Source organism: Bradyrhizobium acaciae (assembly GCF_020889785.1).
Taxonomy (GTDB): domain Bacteria; phylum Pseudomonadota; class Alphaproteobacteria; order Rhizobiales; family Xanthobacteraceae; genus Bradyrhizobium; species Bradyrhizobium acaciae.
Genome location: NZ_JACMYK010000150.1, coordinates 1 through 17344 on the forward strand (window position 1 = coordinate 1; position 17344 = coordinate 17344).

General features: G+C 65.6%; 14 protein-coding genes and 1 pseudogene. 4 read left to right on the top strand and 11 right to left on the bottom strand.

Annotation, left to right across the window (positions count from 1 at the left end; translation table 11 throughout):
• Positions 1–1581, bottom strand: a pseudogene (locus H8A92_RS34110) (hypothetical protein); the annotation flags it as partial.
• A gap of 307 nt (positions 1582–1888) precedes the next feature.
• On the opposite strand from H8A92_RS34110, the gene H8A92_RS34115 reads away from it, so the two are divergent.
• Positions 1889–2281: a nuclear transport factor 2 family protein gene (locus H8A92_RS34115; protein ID WP_229199754.1), complete on the top strand. Its 393-nt coding sequence runs from the start codon at positions 1889–1891 to the stop codon at positions 2279–2281.
• Between the two features lie 159 nt (positions 2282–2440).
• Here H8A92_RS34115 and H8A92_RS34120 read toward each other — a convergent pair whose 3' ends face one another.
• Together H8A92_RS34120 and H8A92_RS34125 are read right to left on the bottom strand one after the other, a co-directional pair.
• The gene (locus tag H8A92_RS34120) at positions 2441–3652 is read right to left on the bottom strand and encodes an ABC transporter substrate-binding protein (protein ID WP_229199766.1); all 1212 of its coding nucleotides are present in this window, start codon (positions 3650–3652) and stop codon (positions 2441–2443) included.
• Positions 3653–3698: 46 nt separating this feature from the next.
• Positions 3699–4901, bottom strand: a complete 1203-nt coding sequence (locus H8A92_RS34125) for a cytochrome P450 (RefSeq protein ID WP_229199755.1) — start codon at positions 4899–4901, stop codon at positions 3699–3701.
• Between the two features lie 82 nt (positions 4902–4983).
• Between H8A92_RS34125 and H8A92_RS34130 the strand changes: the two genes are divergently transcribed.
• The gene (locus tag H8A92_RS34130; protein ID WP_229199756.1) at positions 4984–5508 is read left to right on the top strand and encodes a MarR family winged helix-turn-helix transcriptional regulator; all 525 of its coding nucleotides are present in this window, start codon (positions 4984–4986) and stop codon (positions 5506–5508) included.
• Between the two features lie 482 nt (positions 5509–5990).
• On the opposite strand, the gene H8A92_RS34135 is transcribed toward H8A92_RS34130, so the two are convergent.
• Positions 5991–7853 carry a feruloyl-CoA synthase gene (locus H8A92_RS34135; protein ID WP_229199757.1) on the bottom strand — a complete coding sequence of 621 codons (1863 nt, stop codon included), beginning with the start codon at positions 7851–7853 and terminating at the stop codon, positions 5991–5993.
• A 158-nt stretch (positions 7854–8011) separates the two neighbouring features.
• Here H8A92_RS34135 and H8A92_RS34140 point away from each other — a divergent pair, with 158 nt between their 5' ends.
• Together H8A92_RS34140 and atzF are read left to right on the top strand one after the other, a co-directional pair.
• Positions 8012–8542: a MarR family winged helix-turn-helix transcriptional regulator gene (locus H8A92_RS34140; protein ID WP_229199758.1), complete on the top strand. Its 531-nt coding sequence runs from the start codon at positions 8012–8014 to the stop codon at positions 8540–8542.
• A gap of 237 nt (positions 8543–8779) precedes the next feature.
• Positions 8780–10567 (top strand): allophanate hydrolase, encoded by a 1788-nt coding sequence (gene atzF / locus H8A92_RS34145; RefSeq protein ID WP_420831406.1) that lies wholly within the window; start codon positions 8780–8782, stop codon positions 10565–10567.
• A 58-nt stretch (positions 10568–10625) separates the two neighbouring features.
• Here atzF and H8A92_RS34150 read toward each other — a convergent pair whose 3' ends face one another.
• The 7 genes from H8A92_RS34150 to H8A92_RS34180 form a co-directional block, all read right to left on the bottom strand.
• Positions 10626–11357: a GntR family transcriptional regulator gene (locus H8A92_RS34150; protein WP_163163069.1), complete on the bottom strand. Its 732-nt coding sequence runs from the start codon at positions 11355–11357 to the stop codon at positions 10626–10628.
• Positions 11358–11374: 17 nt separating this feature from the next.
• Positions 11375–11767 (bottom strand): oxalurate catabolism protein HpxZ, encoded by a 393-nt coding sequence (hpxZ, locus tag H8A92_RS34155; RefSeq protein ID WP_229199760.1) that lies wholly within the window; start codon positions 11765–11767, stop codon positions 11375–11377.
• Between the two features lies 1 nt (position 11768).
• Positions 11769–13166 carry an AtzE family amidohydrolase gene (locus H8A92_RS34160; RefSeq protein WP_229199761.1) on the bottom strand — a complete coding sequence of 466 codons (1398 nt, stop codon included), beginning with the start codon at positions 13164–13166 and terminating at the stop codon, positions 11769–11771.
• A 7-nt stretch (positions 13167–13173) separates the two neighbouring features.
• Positions 13174–13353: a DUF4089 domain-containing protein gene (locus H8A92_RS34165; RefSeq protein WP_229199762.1), complete on the bottom strand. Its 180-nt coding sequence runs from the start codon at positions 13351–13353 to the stop codon at positions 13174–13176.
• A 19-nt stretch (positions 13354–13372) separates the two neighbouring features.
• Positions 13373–15157, bottom strand: a complete 1785-nt coding sequence (locus H8A92_RS34170; protein WP_229199763.1) for a dipeptide ABC transporter ATP-binding protein — start codon at positions 15155–15157, stop codon at positions 13373–13375.
• Positions 15158–15254: 97 nt separating this feature from the next.
• Entirely contained in the window at positions 15255–16154 is a 900-nt protein-coding gene (locus tag H8A92_RS34175) for an ABC transporter permease (protein ID WP_229199764.1), read from the bottom strand.
• 3 nt (positions 16155–16157) lie between these two features.
• Positions 16158–17171, bottom strand: a complete 1014-nt coding sequence (locus H8A92_RS34180; protein ID WP_229199765.1) for an ABC transporter permease — start codon at positions 17169–17171, stop codon at positions 16158–16160.
• Positions 17172–17344: the final 173 nt, after the last annotated feature.

Sequence of the window (17344 nt, forward strand, 5' to 3'; positions counted from 1 at the left end):
GAACACCGCGACCGTATTGGACGTGGTCCCCGTCACGTTGAGCGTACCGCTTGCGGAAACCGTCGTCCCGGTGGCAAAGCCGCCGGCCAGCACGTCGAGCGTTCCGCCGGATACAAGCGTTCCGCTGGCTCTGCCGCCGCTGCTGACATACATCGTCGCGCCGCTTGCAACGACGGCATTCGTATCGTTGCCCGCAACCGTTTCGGTGCCGCCCGACGAGACGGTCGTGCCCGTGTCGCGGCCGCCATTGCTGACGGTCAGAAGCCCGCCGCTGCTGACCGTGGTGCTGGAGACCGACCCGCCGGAGGCAACAAACATCGAACCGCCATTGAGCACGGTGTCGCCGATGTCGGTCTGGCCGCTCGACACCGTGTAGGACGATCCGCTGCTCACGGTCACCGGCGAGCTTTGGCTAACCACCGTGCCGCCGTTGTTGGTCAAGCCCGTGACACTGGCGCCGGCAATCACAATCAAGGTGCCGCCGCTATTGACGGTGATGCCGCTTGCGGTGGCGCCGGACGAAACGACTTCGGTGCCACCGGAGCTGATCACTGTGCTGCTGGCGATGCCGCCCGCCATCACGGTCTCGGTGCCGCCGGCGCTGATCACCGTGCTCCTGGCGATGCCGCCGGATGAAACGATCTCGGCACCGCCGGAACTGATCACCGTGCTGCTGGCAATGGGGCTGTACGGGCCGCCGCCCCACACGATCTGTTCACCGCCCGCGATCAGCGTGGTGGAGATCGCCGTTGCGCTGCCGCTATATTGGCCGCTGCCGACATATTGGATGCTGCCGCTGCCGGTTACCGTCGTGCTGACGGCTGTGCCTGTTGCAATATAATTATATGGCGCAACAAGCTGGATTCCACCGCTGGTGATGGTGGTATTGCTTGCGACACCAATACCCGCGGATCCGAAGGCGGCATAGCCGATGTACTGGATCCCACCCGCAATGACGGTGTTGACTGCGGTGCCGGCGCCGAGAAATCCTACGATCTGTTCGGAGCCGCTTCCCGTTACACTGGTGTTGGACGCGACCGCGCTGCCATAGGCGCCAGGGTTGTTGTTGTAGTCGTTCGTGACCCACTGGAACCCACCGCTCGTGACCATCGTATTGATGGCGGTGCCTCCATAGATGTCCTCTCCCCCGTTGCTGCTAGCGATGGTGGTGTCGCTGGTGGTGCCGCCGAAAACGGTCAATCTGCCGGCGCTGACCGTGGTGCTGGTTGCGATTGAACCACTGTCAACTGTCAGTCGGCCACCATTGATCGTGGTGTCGAGCGCGGTTCCGACACCGGTTGAATTTGTGTACGGATCGTAACCGAGGATCGCGTTGCCGCCATTGATGACGGCGCTGATCGCCGTGCCGAAAACGTAAAGCTGCGCTGCACCGTTGGAATCGTAGGAGACGGTGTCGCCGAAATCGGTACCGCCGGAGGACACAATGACGGTACCAACATCGAGGGTGCTGCTGATGGTGCCGCCATTCAGCACATAAAGCGTGCCGCCGTCCTGGACTGTATTGCCGCTTTGCGTATCGGACACAGAAGCGCTGGTTCCGCTGGCAACGTTCACGCCCATAGACCCCTCCCCGGAAATAACTGATCTCGAAATCCAATAAGCCTGTCCGGCAATTTTGAACCCCGCAGCCGAGCCTGGCCGATGGCCAGCCGACTGCGGAATCAAACGCTCGTAAGCCCTCGCCAATTCACTTGGCGCGAACTCTTGATCACTGAGTTTTGGAGAGCAGGTTGAAATGCTGGCGAGACGCGAACCAGATTCAAATTACCACGTCATCCAAAATCAAAAGGCCGTCTGAATATGCCCAACAAGCATTACGATTCGACGGAAGGCCGTCAAGATCAGGGCGGGTCACCCGTCGGAAAAATTGTTTCTGCGCAGCAACATCGCTGAATCGTCGCTTGAAAAAGGCGGAACGCGGTGGACCGGAGTTTTACGGGAGATTGGCGCCGGAATAGCTGCGCTCTATGCGCCGGGCGGCATGGTCGTCAATGCGACCGGGTCGCATACCGATATTGCCCAGACCTACGAAGGCATCTTCAAGGCCGGGTTCAACCACAATGAGATAACGGTCGACGAGGCCATGCCGCTGGGCACCGATACGGCTCTCGCAACCGGCGAATATCACATCACCGGCAAGAACCAGAATGGCGAGCCGCTTGATGTGGTTGGCCGCTGGACCGGGGCCTATGTCAACCAGGGCGGAAACTGGAAGATCCGGATGGTGTCGGCCTTCCCGAAGGCGCCTCCGCCGAAATAGTCTCTCCGGCGATGGCTGCAGCAGCGGATGCTGCCGATTCCAGCTCGCCTCTCGCCTTGTGCGCGAGGCGGGCCGCATGCAGTGAAGCGGAATGCGAGCCGGTTGAGAGGGCGCGATCTCTCCGCGCAGTGTGCCGTGTGGCTTGCGCGGCCACCGACGTCACTTCACCAGCGGGCACCCGCCATCGGCCAGCGGACGGAACGCCTGGTCGGCCGGGATGGTCGCGATCAGCTTGTAATAATCGTAGGGGTACTTCGACTCATCCGGCTTCTTCACCTCGAACAGATACATCGGGTGAATGACGCGGCCGTCCTGGCGGATCGTAGTGTCGCCGAATAGCTTGTCCTTGCCCTTGAAGGTCTTCATCTGCGGCACTACGACCTTGGCATCGTCGCTGCCGGTGGCAGCAACCGCGTTGAGATAGGCGAGCGTCGAAGCGTAGACGCCAGCCTGGTTGCCGCTCGGCATCTTGCCGTTCATGCCGGGACGCGCGGCAAAGCGCTTGGCGAACGCGCGGGTGTCGTCGTTCATGTCCCAGTAGAAGGCTTCCAGCAGTTGCAGGCCCTGCGCGACCTTCAGGCCCATGCCATGGACGTCGTTCACGAACAGCAGGAACGCCACCATGGTCTGGCCGCCCTCCTGGATGCCGAACTCGGCCGCCTGCTTCACTGCGTTGATGGTGTCGCCGCCGGCATTGGCGAGACCAATCACCTTGGCCTTGGAATTCTGCGCCTGCAGCAGGAAGGACGCGAAGTCCGACGTGCCGAGCGGATGCTTGCTCGATCCGAGCACCTTGCCGCCGTGCTTCTCGATGTAGTTGGTCGCCTCGGCTTCGATGCCTTTGCCGAGTGCGTAGTCGACCGTCACGAAATACCAGTCCTTGCCGCCGCGCTGCATCATCGCGGCCGCCGTGGTGTTGCCGGTCGCCCAGGCGTCGTTGACCCATTGAATGGTGTTCGGCGAGCAGGCCTTGCCGGTGAGATCGGAGCTTGCGGTCGACGATGCCAGGAACGTCATCCTGGAATCGCGCAGCACGGTGTTGACGGCGAGGCCGACGGCCGAGTTCGGCACGTCGACGATGGCGTCGACGCCTTCGACGTCGAGCCATTTACGCGCGATCGCAGAGCCGACGTCGGCCTTGTTCTGGTGATCGGCATAGACGATCTCGACCTTGATGCCCTTGCCGCCGCCGTTGAAATCCTCGGCGGCCATGCGCGCGGCTTCCACCGAGCCCATGCCGTTGGTGTCCTGGAAGATGCCGGAAATGTCGTTCAGCACGCCGACGCGCACGACATTGTCGGATATCTCCGCGCGTGCGCTGCCCGCGGCGCAGGCCAATGCCAGCGCCAAACCAACCCCGAAGCCCTTCATCGATCCCATCCCTTGTTTCCGCAACCAACCATTTGCCGGCTTCCCGTCAGGCCGGCGTGATCTCGACCGGCAGGCTGTTCAGCCCGCGCAGCGTGTTGTTGAAAAGGCGCTTCGGCTCGCCGGTGATCTCGATCCTGGCAACGCGGCGCGCCAGCGCCGCCATCATCACCTCGCCCTCGAGGCGGGCGACGAGCTGGCCGACGCACATGTGGATGCCCGAGCCGTAACCGACATGCCCCGAGGTGCGGCGCGTGATGTCGTAGCTGTCGGGGTTTTCCCAACGGCGCGGATCACGGTTGGCGGCGGCCAGGAACATCAGCACCTTCTCGCCCTCGGGAATGTTTTCGCCGCTGAGCTCGACGGCGCGGGTCGTGGTGCGGAAGAAGGTCTGCACCGGACTTTCGAACCGCACGGCTTCCTCGAAGGCGTTGCGCGCCAGCGTCGGATCGCTGCGCAGCTTCTCGAACTGGTCGGGAAAGCGCGCGAGGCAATAGACCGCTGCGCCGATGCCGTTGACGGTGGTGTCGAGACCGGCCGACAGCAGCGAGCGCACCAGCAGCGGCGCCTCGGTCGCGGTGATGGCGCCGCTATCGACATGGGCGTGGATACAGGCACCGATGCCGCCGGGGGTAAGATTGTCCCGCTGACACTGCTCGGCAACGTAGGCCTGATGCGGCGCCGAGCGCTCGATCGCCTCCTTGCGCAGCTCGTTCGGCGGGCCGAAGGCGTTGAACACCAGGCTCGCATAGGGCAGCAAATTCTCGCGGCCCTCGGGCCTCAGGCCGAGCGCATCCGGGAAGATCGACAACGGGTAGGCTTCGGCAAGGTCCTCGATCGCGTCGAACCTGCGCTTCTCCAACAGCACATCGAGACGGGCCTCCGCCGCGGCGGCGAACTGCCCGCGAAGCTGCTTCATCACGGTCGCCGACAGCACCGTGCTCAGCACTGCGCGGGTCCGGGTATGAGCGGGCGGATCGGCCTCCAAGATCAGGCTCGGCGGCCGCCACGGCTTCTCCTTGGAGAAGTCGCTCAGGCCGACGCCGCGGCTGGAGCAGAAGGTCGCGGGATCGTTCAGGACCGCATGGACCTCGGCGTAGCGCGCCACGCCATAGACATTCCACTTGTCGAGATAGACCACCGGCCCGGCCTCACGCAGCCGCTCATGGGTCGGGAACGGATCGGCGAAGAACTCGAGCGCGAACGGATCGACGTCGAGATGCGGGACGGATGTCCCCCCTGTTGCAGTCATCGGGACCTCCCGAGGTTTGATCTTGTCAATACGGGCCGCATGTCACTTGCTCCCGAACAGTTTCGCAGCGATGATTTGAGAGATGAGCAGTCAGCCCCTCCCCCGAAAGCCCCGCCGGCCCAGATCGGCCGATCCCGCAGATGCCACCGATGGCCCGCTGCTGGACCTCAATCGCTATGTGCCGGCGTTCATCACTTTCATCGGCAACAAGCTGTCGAACAGCGCCACCGCATTTTACCAGAAGAATTTCGGCGTCAACGTCACCGAGTGGCGAATCATCTCGCAACTGGCGATCGAGCCGGGGATTCCCGCCTCCCGGATCTGCCAGGTGATCGGCTTCGACAAGGGACCGGTCAGCCGCAACCTCGCAGCGCTGCAGAAGCGTGGCCTGCTGACCATCCGTACCGCACCCGACGACGGCCGCACCCATTCGATCACGCTGACGGCACGCGGCCGCGCCATCCACGACAAGGTCATCGTCGCCGCGCTGGAGCGCGAGCGGCGGCTGCTGTCGTGCCTGAAAAAGGACGAGCGCGAGGTGCTGATCGACCTGCTGCGCCGGCTGCACGAGAATCTGGGCGCCGTGACCGGGCAAAGCACGACCTGACCGCGCAGCCGGGCCGCGGGTGGTACCCTGCGGGGCCGCGGTCTTTGCCCGATCTTCCATGCATGCCGTTGGCGCCGTGCTGCGCAACATTCTCCTCCCAAATGCGAGGCCGTTGACCGGCCCTGTCCCTATCGGGGAGAAACTCGCACAGACTAGTTGCTATGGCAACTATAAAGGTCAGCTAGTGCGGCGCGGCGAGAGGTCACGAGCAGAGCGGTGTGACGTCGTCCAGGTAAGGTGAGCAGGCCGCTCAGGCTCCCTCCCCCCTTGCGGGGGAGGGTTGGGGAGAGGGGTAAGCCCCGGGGCTCAGCTCGCGACATTGCGCGACGCCGCATCAAGGACTCGGCTCACCGACCAGCGCGTGTTTTCGCGTTCAATCGATAGCGGAGCAAGCGGTACCCCTCTCCCTAACCCTCCCCCGCAAGGGGGCAGGGAACCCTTCCGCTGGTGCCTTCTTCACGTCCGCCTTTTCTACCGTGATCTCAGCCGGCGCAGGCGATCGGCTCGGATGACGCGTCGTCCTCCAGCACCGCCACGGCCGCGGCGCGGCGCGTCAGCACGGCGTGCTGGTTGATGTAGCCCTTGTCGGTGATCTCCCCGCCGTCGACCGAGGCGGGCTCGGCCAACAACAATGCACGGGTGGCATGGCCTGAGGAATGACCGCCTTGCGCCTTCAGCCGTGCCAGCCCCTGCCCGATCGCGGAGCGGATCGCCGGATGGGCGATCACCTCGCGTGGGTCGACGTTCTCGGGCAGGCCTGCCAGCGAACGGCAGGCGACAAGGTTCGGGAACACCAGGAAGCGCACCTCGTCGCGGCCATGACCGGCAACGACGATATCCTGCGCAAGCGGCGCCAGCGCCGCGATCCCGGCGACACGCAAGGTGCCGACACTGACCCAGGTGCCGGAATTGAGCTTGAAGTCCTCCGCCACGCGGCCGTCGAAGAACAGGCCGAGATCGGGCCGGGCCGGATCGGCGAAGGTGACGGCGTCGCCGATCTTGTAAAAGCCTTCTTCATCGAAGGCCTGTGCGGTCAGCTCCGGTGCCTTCCAATAGCCCGGCGTGACATTGGGCCCGCGCACGCGGACCTCGAGCTTCTCGCCCGACGGGACGAGCTTGAGCTCTGTGCCTGGGATCGGCACACCGATATTGCCGGAGCGCTTGGCGAGAAAGTGGCAATCGGTCGCGAGCGGCGAGGTCTCGGTCGAGCCCCAGGCCGACACCATCGGCAGCTTGCAGCCGACGGTGGCGAGCGACAATTCCTCAAGCGCATCCCACAGATTCTGCGGCAGCGTCGCGCCGGCATAGAACGCGAATTTGGTGCCTGCGAAGAATTTGCGGCGCAACTCGTCGTCGGTGCGGAGTGCCGCGATCAGCATGTCGAAACCGCGCGGCACGTTGAAATACACCGTCGGCACCACGCTGCGCAGATTGGCGAGCGAGGTCGAAAACAGGCCGGGCGCCGGCTTGCCGCCGTCGATATAGAGCGTGCCGCCGTTGCGCAGCACCAGGTTGAAATTGTGGTTGGCGCCGAAGGTGTGGCTCCAGGGCAGCCAGTCCAGGATGACCAGCTCCTCGCTGGACTGCGCCAGAAACGTCCAGGTCTGCGCCTTGGCCTGCTGGCTCGAGGTCAGCATGCGCTGGGTGTTGATCACGGCCTTCGGCGTGCCCGTCGAGCCTGAGGTGAACAGGAACTTGGCGATCGTATCCGGTGTCACCGCGGCGAAAGCTTTGGTGACCCCTGCCGCTTCTGGCGTCGCGGCGACAGTGCGGAATGCCAGCGCGTCGGCGTCATCCGGATTGCCGCTGACAATGGTCGCGCGATGCAGCGGCGCGATCGCGGCAAGCGCCGCAGCGAACGGCTTGGTGCTTGCGACAAAGATCGCGCCTGGATCGAGCAGGCCGATCATGCCTTTCAGCTTGTCGAAGTCCTTCGACATCAGCGAATAGGCCGGCGAGATCGCGGCGGAGGGCACACCGACATGCTGGGCGGCGAGCGCGAACAAGGCGTGGTCAATGCCATTGTCGGAGAGGATGACGAGCGGCCGCTCGGCGCTCAGCCCTTGCGCCAGGACCCACGATGCGGCGCGCCGGACGATGCCGAGCGCGTCGCGATAGCCGACGGTGCTCCAGGGCGCCTCGGCATTGGCGCGCTCGCCGAGGAAGATCCGATCCGGCGCCTGTCGCGCCCAGTGCTCCAGCCAGTCACCAACGCAGCGCGCGCTGTCTTGCAACGGCGTGGTGGATCGAACCAGGATGCTGCCGTCGTCGCGTCTGACGGCAACGATCGCGGGCGCAGCGAACAGGCTGTTCGGATTGTCACCGCCGGCGGTGGCGATCGTCATGGTTTCCTCCTCGCCCGTGTCTCATCGGGATCGCGCTGCAACATGGTGCGGCGGCGCGGTCCCGGCCGGGCTCTTTGGCGCGATAATGTTGCGGACATCAATTGTTGTCGTCAACAACAATCTTTCCCGCCCGCCTCAAGCGCGCTAGCCTGACAGTCATGGCAAGCCGGCAAAAGACGTCGCGCAAGGCGGCAGGAACGAAAGCGGCAATCCGCCGCCCCCAGGCGCGCGCCGCGAATGGCCGGGCGCAGAGCGGCGACACCGGCGATGACATCGGCCTCGACGCGCTGGTCGGCCACGCCGGCTACGCGGTGCGGCGTTTCCAGCTCTGGATCTTCCAGGACTTCATCAAGACGCTGGCGACCGTCGATATCCGCCCGACCCAATATTCGGTCATGACCGTGGTCGGGGCCAATCCGGGCCTGAGCCAGATGGCGGTCGCCAAGCGGCTCGGGATCGAGCGCGCGCGACTGGTGCACCTGCTCGACAGCCTCGAGGAGCGCGACTTCGTCAGCCGCATCGCCTCCGCCACCGACCGCCGCTCCCACGCGCTGCATCTGACCGCGCGCGGCAGGACCGCGCTGGCGCAATTCAAGCGGCTTGCCGCCGAGCACGAGCGACATGTCGCAGAGAAGATCGGCAAGGAAAACCGCGAGCGGTTGCTGCAGATACTCGCCTGCTTCACCTGATCCCACGGTCGGATTCCGGCTTGGTCGCGCCTGCTCTCAAATTAGGCATTCGCACTCTCAAGCCAGCTTGCGCCAGCCGCCAGCGCGCATTTCAAACGACTGATATTGTGCAATAAATCGTCGTGTCGCGAGCGCGGGAAAATTGTACACAATGGCACATTGCTTGCTTCGATCAGGCTGCAATTCCCTCGCGGCGGGCACCCGATGCCCTGCCGCGCCAGAGACGAGGCCAACCACGTGACTGAAACTGTCGCCGCGATCGTTGCCGCACACCGCGCCGGGACCATGACCCCGGCACAAACCGTGGCCCGCAGCTACCAGCGCATCCGCGAGCACAACGACCCCGCCATCTTCATCAGCCTGCGCGACGAAAAGGAGGCGCTCGCCGAGGCGGAGCGTCTCGTAGATCCGGCGCTGCCGCTCCATGGAGTGCCGATCGCGGTGAAGGACAATATCGACGTCGCGGGACTACCGACGACCGCCGCCTGCCCGGCATTCTCCTACGTGCCTGCGCGGGATTCCACTGCGGTCGCCAGGCTGCGCGCGGCCGGCGCCATCATCATCGGCAAGACCAATCTCGACCAGTTCGCCACCGGCCTGGTCGGCGTGCGCTCGCCCTACGGCATTCCCAGGAACCCGGTGCGCGGCGATCTGGTGCCGGGCGGATCGAGCTCGGGCTCCGCGGTCGCGGTGTCCGCGGGCTTGATGCCGCTGTCGCTCGGCACCGACACCGCGGGCAGCGGCCGGGTGCCGGCGATGCTCAACAACATCGTCGGGCTCAAGCCGAGCCTCGGGCTGATCTCGAACGCAGGGCTGGTGCCGGCCTGCCGCACGCTCGACTGCATCTCGGTGTTCTCGCTCACCGTCGACGACGCGCTGGCCGCACTTGCCGTGATGGCCGGCCCGGACGACGCCGATCCGTTCTCGCGCGACCGGCCGCTGGCCCCTCTCACGACATTTCCGGCGAAGCTGACGCTCGGCATTCCCAAGAGCGGCCAATTGATCTTCTTCGGCGATCGCGAGGCCGAAAAGGCCTATTTCGAAGCCTGCAAGCGCTGGCAGTCGCTTGGCGCCGAGCTCATCGAATTCGATCTCGAGCCGTTCTACGAGACCGCGCGGCTGCTCTATGAGGGCCCGTGGGTCGCCGAACGCTATCTCGTGATCCGCGACCTCCTGGCGTCGTCGCCCGACGCGATCCATCCGGTGACGCGCGAGATCACGATCGGTGGCGCGCGGCCCACCGCGGCCGATACCTTCTCCGCGCTCTATCGCTTGCAGGCGCTGCGCCGCGTTGCCGAGCGCACCTTCGCGCAGTGCGATGCGATCGTGCTGCCGACGGCACCCACGGTCTATTCCACCGCCGACGTGCTGGCCAACCCGATCGAGCTCAACTCGCGGCTCGGCACCTACACCAATTTCGTCAACTTGCTCGATCTCTGCGGCCTGGCACTACCGGCAGCGATGCGGCCCGACGGCGCGCCGTTCGGCATCACGCTGCTGGCGCCTGCCGGACGCGATGCCGAGCTCGCGAGCATCGGCCGCGTGTTTCATGCCGACACCGGGCTTGGCCTCGGCGCCAAGGCGCTGCCGCAGCCGCCGCTCGCCGCAGTCCCTGCGCGAGCCGGCGCCGACGAGATCACGATCGCGGTGGTCGGCGCGCATCTCTCCGGCATGGCGTTGAACCATGAACTGACGACGCTCGATGCGCGGCTCCTGGAGCCGGCAGTCACGGCTCCGGACTACAAGCTCTACGCGCTCGACACCACGCCGCCGAAGCCCGGCATGCTGCGCATCGAGGCGGGCGCGGGTCATGCGATCAAGCTCGAGCTGTGGGCGATGTCGGCTGCTGCATTCGGCAAATTCGTCGCCGCGATCCCGCCGCCGCTGGCAATCGGCACGGTCAGGCTCGCCGATGGACGGCAGGCCAAGGGCTTCATCGTCGAGCCCGCCGCGATCGGCGGCGCGAAGGATATTTCGGCCTATGGCGGCTGGCGGGCGTTCATGGCGGAGAAGGCGAAAGCGTAGTTGCTTTTATCATTCCGGGGCGCGCGCAGCGCGAGCCCGGAATGACGCGAGCAGCGCGCTACACCGACACCGCGTAGGTCTCGTATTCCCCTCGCACCTGCTCGATATGGGCGCGCATCGCGGCCGCGGCGCCGGTCTTGTCGCCACGCATGATGGCGACGACGACGCAGTCGTGCTCGGCGTGGGATTTTGCGAGACGCCCGAGGTTGCGGAACTGGGCGCGGCGGAACGGCTGCACGCGCACGCGCGTCGCCAGGGTGATCTCGGCGATATAGGCGTTCTGCGAGCCGGCATAGATCGCATTGTGAAAGCGCTCATTGACCTCGTGGAAGCGCTCGGGATTTCCGGTGTAGCTCAACACCCGCAGCTCCTCATGGATCGCCTCCAGCGCATGGCGCTCCGCCGGCGTCATCCGTTCGGCGGCAAGGCCGGCGCACATCGCCTCCAGCTCGGCCATCGCCTCGAACATGCCGGTGAGTCTCTCAAGCGAGGGCCGCGCCACCACCGCGCCGCGGTGCGCGCGGGCATCGATCAGGCCGCTGGCGGCAAGCTGCCGCAGCGCTTCGCGCACCGGGGTGCGCGAAACGTTGAAGCGGCGGGCGAGGTCGGTCTCATCGAGACCGGCGCCGGGCGGCAGGGTGCCGCGCACGATCTCGTCGGCGAGTTGCAGGCGCAGCTCTTCCGCGCGCGTGACCTTGTCGGCCAGCGACGACGGGCGATCGACGCGCGGCACCACCGGCTCGGGCTCGGTCGGCTGCGGCGCGCGGGTCGGAAGGTCGTCCAGGCTCATGGTTCAAGCGCTCTTGTTCAAACGCCTTTGGGCTCATCGATGACGCTGACATGGGCCGCGACGATTCTCCAGCCCTCGGGGAAGCGAATCCACGTCTGCATCTGCCGTCCCACTCTACCCGGTGCACTGTCCCGATAGAACAGCGTCGAGGCGATCGCGGTGTCGCGGCCATAGGTCGTGATCACGGTGCGCTCGATCTTGCGCATCAGGCCGACCGGAGAGCGCCCGGCGCGAAACGCCATGATCTCGGCGTAGCCATAAAGGTTCTCGCCGATGCCGTAGCGCAGCGTGCGGCTGTCGTTGCGGAACAGCTCGTCGAGCACCTCGACATCGTTCGAGACCAGCGCCTTCTCGTAACGCTGGAACTGGGCGGTGACCTCGGCGAGGACGTCGGGAAGATCGATGTCCATTTTAGATTCCTCTCGGCGCCGGCGCGGCCGCGACGCCCATCTGTTCCAGAGCATAGGCGACCCGCAGCGCGATGTCCTCACGCCAGGGCGCGGCGATGATCTGCACGCCGATCGGCAACGGTTCAAGCGGCACCGGCACAGCCACGACAGGCAGGCCGATGAAGGAGATCGGCTGGGTGTGGATGCCGATGTTGGGCCGCACCGGGAGCTCGACGCCATCGAGCGTGAAGCTGACCTGACCTAGCTTCGGCGCGGTGCACGGCGTTGCCGGCGCCAGGATCACGTCGACCGACTGGAACAGCTCCAGCACCTTGGCACGATACCAGCGGCGGAATTTCTGCGCCTTGTCGACATAGACCGCCGGCACCATCGCGCCCGCGATGAGGCGATCGCGCACCGCCGGATCGAAATCGTTGGGGCGCTTGCGCAGCCGATCGAGATGCAGCGCTGCGCCCTCGGTCGTGGTGATGATGTAGGCGGCAGCGCGGGCCCGCGCGGCCTCCGGCAGTTCCACGGTCTGCGTGGCGCCGAGCGCCTTCGCCACGCGCGCGACCGCTTCGACAGCCTCCGGAAACAAATTCTGCTGGAAATAGCCGCCCGCAATCGCAATCCGCAGCCGACCGACATCGTTGGCCAGCAACGGCACGGTCGGCTCGACCGACTGCACATTGCAGGCAGGATCGTCGGCGTCAGGTCCCTGCATCGCATCATAAGCGAGCGCGAGATCCTTCACGCTGCGCGCCAGCGGACCGAGATGATCGAGGCTCGCGACGAACGGAAAAGATCGCGCGCGCGACAGCCTGCCATAGGTCGGCTTCAGCCCGAACGTGCCGCAGAACGACGACGGCACCCGGATCGACCCGTTGGTATCGGAGCCGAGCGCGATCGGTACCAACGCGCCGCCGACGGCGCTGCCGGAGCCGCCCGACGAGCCGCCGGTCATTCGCGTCGGATCGTGCGGATTGCGCGACGGGCCGTCATGCACGTTCTCGCCGGTGAAATCGTAGGCGTATTCGCCCATGTTGAGCGCGCCGACCAGCACGGCGCCGGCCGCCTCCATCCGCTCGATCAGCTCGGCGTCGCGCGGCGACGGCGGCAGGTCACGGTTGATTTTGGATCCGGCGCGCGTCGCAAGACCCTGCACGTCGAACAGGTTCTTCACCGCGAACGGCACGCCGGCCAGCGGACCGACGGATTTGCCGGCTGCAATCGCCGCATCGATCGCAGCCGCCTTCGCGCGGGCGCGATCGGCGGTGACGTCGGTGAAGGCATTGAGGACCTTGTCATGCGCCGCGATGCGCGACAGCGCAGCCTCGGTCGCGGCAAGGGCAGTGAGCTTGCGGTGTGAGACGGCCTGCGCGATCTCGGCGGCCGACATGGACGCGGGAGTTTCGGACATCGCGATCTCAGGTCGAATAGACGGCAGCCGACGCGGCATCGTCGGGCAACGGGAAGTCGTCGACCAGCAGCGCCAGCCGCAGCGAGACATCGAGATTCGCGCGTACCGCGGGACGCCAGGCGTCTTCCAGCGGCAACGCCATCGCGCGGGCAACGGCGTTCATGTAGTCGTCGAGATGATCGGTCATTTCGCTCCCAGTGAGTTTTTCAAGAGACCGGCAACGGCGGATGCGGGATCGCCGTCAGCAGTTCTTTTGTATAGGCATCCTGCGGATTGCCCAAGACGTGTTCGGACGTGCCCTGCTCCACGATGCGGCCGGCGCGCATCACGATGACGCGATCACACAGCAGGCGCACCACGTTGAGATCGTGCGACACGAACAGATAGCTCATGCCCATCGACTGCTTGAGGTCCTGCAGCAAATTGAGCACCACCGCCTGCACCGACACGTCAAGCGCCGCGGTCGGCTCGTCGAGGATCACGAGCTTCGGGTGCAGCGCGATCGCGCGCGCGATGCCGACGCGGGCCTTCTGGCCGCCCGACAGCTGGTGCGGAAAGCGATCCAGCAGATTGACCGGCAGGCCGACCAGCCGCGCCAGTTCCTCGCAGCGCTCGCGCAGCGCATCGCGCCCTTTGATGTCGCCGAGCTGCATGATCGGGTCCGCGATGGCGCGCGCCGCGGTGAAGCGCGGATTGAGGCTGTCGGTCGGATCCTGGAACACCATCTGGATCTGGCTGCGCTGCGGCAACCGCGCGAAGGACTGCGGCGGGATGCCACCGATGTCCTCGCCGTCGAACACGATGCGGCCGGAGGTCTGGTCGAGGAGCCGCATCACCATCATCGACGTCGTCGACTTGCCGCAGCCAGATTCGCCGACCAGCCCGACGCTCTCGCCATGGTCGACCTGGAAGCTGATGCCGTCGACGGCGCGGAAGATCTCCTCCTCAACCGGCGGCTTGCGGCCGAACAATTTTGCCAGTACCGAACCGACGCCCTGGCGCGGATATTCCTTGACGAGCTTTTCGACGGATAGAAGGGGCTGCCTCTTCTCGTCACCTCCTGGCTTGACCCGGGGGTCCATCGCGGAAGAATGGTTTTGCGAAGATTGATGGATGGCCGGGTCAAACCCGGCCATGACGGGAATGGATTGCGGAGACTTCGTGTCTTCCTCTGGAAGGAGATCCCTGAGCGACACTCCGAGCCGCGGCGTCGCGCGCATCAGCTTCTTGGTGTAGTCGTGCTGGGGCGCGGCGAAGATGTCGGCCGACTTTGCGGTCTCGACCACGCGGCCCTTCTCCATCACCACGACTCGGTCGCAATAGGCGGCGGCGAGGCCGAGATCGTGCGTGATCAGGATCGTCGACATCGCCCGGCGCCGGGTCAGCTCTACGATCAGGTCCATCACCGCCTTCTGGGTAGTGACGTCGAGGCCGGTGGTCGGCTCGTCGGCGATCAGAAGCTGCGGGTTGCAGGCCAGCGCGAGCGCGATGACGACGCGCTGGCACATGCCGCCGGACAGCTCGAACGGATAGGCATGATAGCGCTCGCGCGGACGCGCGATCTTGACCTGCTCCAGCGCCTCGATCGCTTTCTCGCCGCGGTCGGTGACCTGCGCCTGCTGCACATGCTGGCGCAGCACGTCCTCGATCTGGTGCCCGACCTTGCGGATCGGATTGAGGGCGGCGCGCGGGTTCTGGAAGATCATCGAGACTTCGCGGCCGCGCAGATCGCGCATCTGGCTCTCCGAGGCCGACTTGACGTCGATCCCGGAGAACATCACCGAACCGTCGGCGATCCGGCCGGCGCGATCGAGGATCCGCATCACGGCATAGGACGTCACCGATTTGCCTGAGCCGGACTCGCCGACGATGCCGACGGTCTCACCCTTGCCGACGGAGATATTGACGTGCTGCACCGCCTTGACGATGCCGCGGCGGGTGGTGAACTCGACGGTGAGGTCACTGACGTCGAGCAGCGGCTGGGCGGTCATGCGCGGCTCCCCTGATGCGAGGCGTCATCCAGGAATCTGCAAAACAACCCCATGCAAAGGAGCCGAACGGTACCTTGACACCGCAACGAGCCCGTCATCACGTCCTCCGCTGCGGGTCGACGATGTCGCGCAGGCCGTCGCCGAGCAGGTTGAAGCAGAACACCGCGACCATCAGCGCCAGGCCCGGGAACAGCGCGATCCACCATTCGCCCGAGACCATGAAGCCCGCGCCCTCGGCGACCATGATGCCCCACTCGGCAGTCGGCGGCCGGACACCGAGTCCGATGAAGGACAGGCCTGCGGCATTGAGGATCGCATAGCCCATGGTCAGCGACATCTGCACGATCATGATCGGCATGATGTTGGGCAGGATGTGTCCGAGCAGAATACGGTATTCACCATTGCCGGACAGCCGCGCCGCCTGCACGAAGCCGGCATTGCGGCGGACGTTGGCTTCGGCGCGCGCGACGCGCGCATAGAGCGGAAAATTCACGATCGCGGTCGCGATGATGATGTTCTGCACGGTGTTGCCGAGCGCGGCGACGATGCCCATCGCGAGCACGAACAGCGGAAACGCCATGATGGTGTCGGCGATGCGGCCGACGATGCGATCGGTCCAGCCGCCGAAATAGCCGGCGGCGATACCGGCGAGCCCGCCCATCAGGAACACCAGCACGACGGAGGCCACCGCGATGAAGGTATCGAGTCGCGTGGCGACGATGACGCGGCTGAAGATGTCGCGGCCGAGCTGATCGGTGCCGAACCAGTGCGCGGCGGACGGCGGCTTCAATGCCGCCACGGTGTCGGAGGCAAGCGGGTCATAGGGCACCACGTAAGGCCCGAACAGCGCGGCGAACATGATCAGGATCAAGAGCGCGAAGGCGAAGCCGGTGACCTTGTTCTCGCTCAGCACATAGCGGGTCTGCTCGAACACCGCGGCAAGTCCGGATGTGCGGGCGGGACCTGCGGGCTCGACCGTCGGCGCGACGCTGCTCATACGCTAGCCCTCCAGCCTGACGCGCGGATCAATCACGCCATAAAGGATGTCGATCAGCAGATTGAGGGCTACGTACATGACCGCCATGGTCAGCACGAAGCCCTGCACCGGCGCGAAGTCGGACGCGATCAGCGCCTCGACCGCATAGGAGCCGATGCCGGGCCAGGCGAACACCTTCTCCACCAGCACATTGGCGCCGAGCAGGAACGAGAACACCATGCTGAGCGTGGTGATGACCGGCAGCATCGCGTTGCGGAAGGCGTAGGTCACGATCACCTTGCCGGGCGACAGGCCGCTGGCGCGCGCGGTACGGACGAAATCGGACGCCAGCACCGCCAGCATCGAGGCCCGCGTCATGCGCGCGATCGGCGCCAGCGAGAAGATCGCAAGCGTCACCGCCGGCAGGATCAGCTGGCTGAACGCAGAGCGAAACGCCTCGAAGTCGCGCGCGATCAGCGTATCGATCAGGTAGAATCCTGTGACCGTCGGCGGCGCGCTGTAGAACACGTCGAGCCGGCCGAGCGGCGCCGGCGCCCAGCCGAGGCGGAAATAGAACAGATAGACCAGCACGAGCCCGGTGAAGAACACCGGCAACGACACGCCCGCCGTCGTGGTGACGCGGCAGAGATGATCGATCCAGGAGCCCGGCCGCGTCGCCGCCAGCACGCCGAGCGGGATCGCGATCACGATCGAGACGACGAGGCCGAGCAGCGTGAGCTCGGCGGACGCCGGCAGGCGGTTGCGCAGTTCGGCGGCGACCGGTTGCCCCGTGGTGAGCGAGGTGCCGAGATCGCCATGGGCGAGATCGTTGGTGTAGCGGACGAACTGCTCGATCAGCGGCTTGTCGAAGCCGAGCTTCTTCCTGATCTGGTCGACCGCCTCCTTGGTCGCCGCAGGGCCGGCAAAATAGGCCGCGGGATCGCCCGGCAGCGCACGCGTCAGCAGGAACGTCACGATCACGACCCCGATCAGCGACGGGATCGCAAACAGCAACCGCTTGCCGATCAGGGACAGCATGGCGTGCTCCCGATCCAATCACGCGATGCGCACCGCCGTCTGGGCTTACCCCTCTCCCTGCCCCTCCCCCGCAAGGGGGGAGGGAATGAGAGAGCAGTGCTCACCTCACTTGTGTGAAGAGCCGACACGGCATCATGCAAGGCCATAACGGGACTGTAAGGGCTCCCTCCCCC

Coding starts and splice junctions, on each gene's coding strand:
- H8A92_RS34120 (WP_229199766.1), bottom strand. CDS start 3,652: ATGAAGGGCTTCGGGGTTGGTTTGGCGCTGGCATTGGCCTGCGCCGCG.
- H8A92_RS34125 (WP_229199755.1), bottom strand. CDS start 4,901: ATGACTGCAACAGGGGGGACATCCGTCCCGCATCTCGACGTCGATCCG.
- H8A92_RS34130 (WP_229199756.1), top strand. CDS start 4,984: ATGAGCAGTCAGCCCCTCCCCCGAAAGCCCCGCCGGCCCAGATCGGCC.
- H8A92_RS34135 (WP_229199757.1), bottom strand. CDS start 7,853: ATGACGATCGCCACCGCCGGCGGTGACAATCCGAACAGCCTGTTCGCT.
- H8A92_RS34140 (WP_229199758.1), top strand. CDS start 8,012: ATGGCAAGCCGGCAAAAGACGTCGCGCAAGGCGGCAGGAACGAAAGCG.
- H8A92_RS34150 (WP_163163069.1), bottom strand. CDS start 11,357: ATGAGCCTGGACGACCTTCCGACCCGCGCGCCGCAGCCGACCGAGCCC.
- hpxZ (WP_229199760.1), bottom strand. CDS start 11,767: ATGGACATCGATCTTCCCGACGTCCTCGCCGAGGTCACCGCCCAGTTC.
- H8A92_RS34160 (WP_229199761.1), bottom strand. CDS start 13,166: ATGTCCGAAACTCCCGCGTCCATGTCGGCCGCCGAGATCGCGCAGGCC.
- H8A92_RS34165 (WP_229199762.1), bottom strand. CDS start 13,353: ATGACCGATCATCTCGACGACTACATGAACGCCGTTGCCCGCGCGATG.
- H8A92_RS34170 (WP_229199763.1), bottom strand. CDS start 15,157: ATGACCGCCCAGCCGCTGCTCGACGTCAGTGACCTCACCGTCGAGTTC.
- H8A92_RS34175 (WP_229199764.1), bottom strand. CDS start 16,154: ATGAGCAGCGTCGCGCCGACGGTCGAGCCCGCAGGTCCCGCCCGCACA.
- H8A92_RS34180 (WP_229199765.1), bottom strand. CDS start 17,171: ATGCTGTCCCTGATCGGCAAGCGGTTGCTGTTTGCGATCCCGTCGCTG.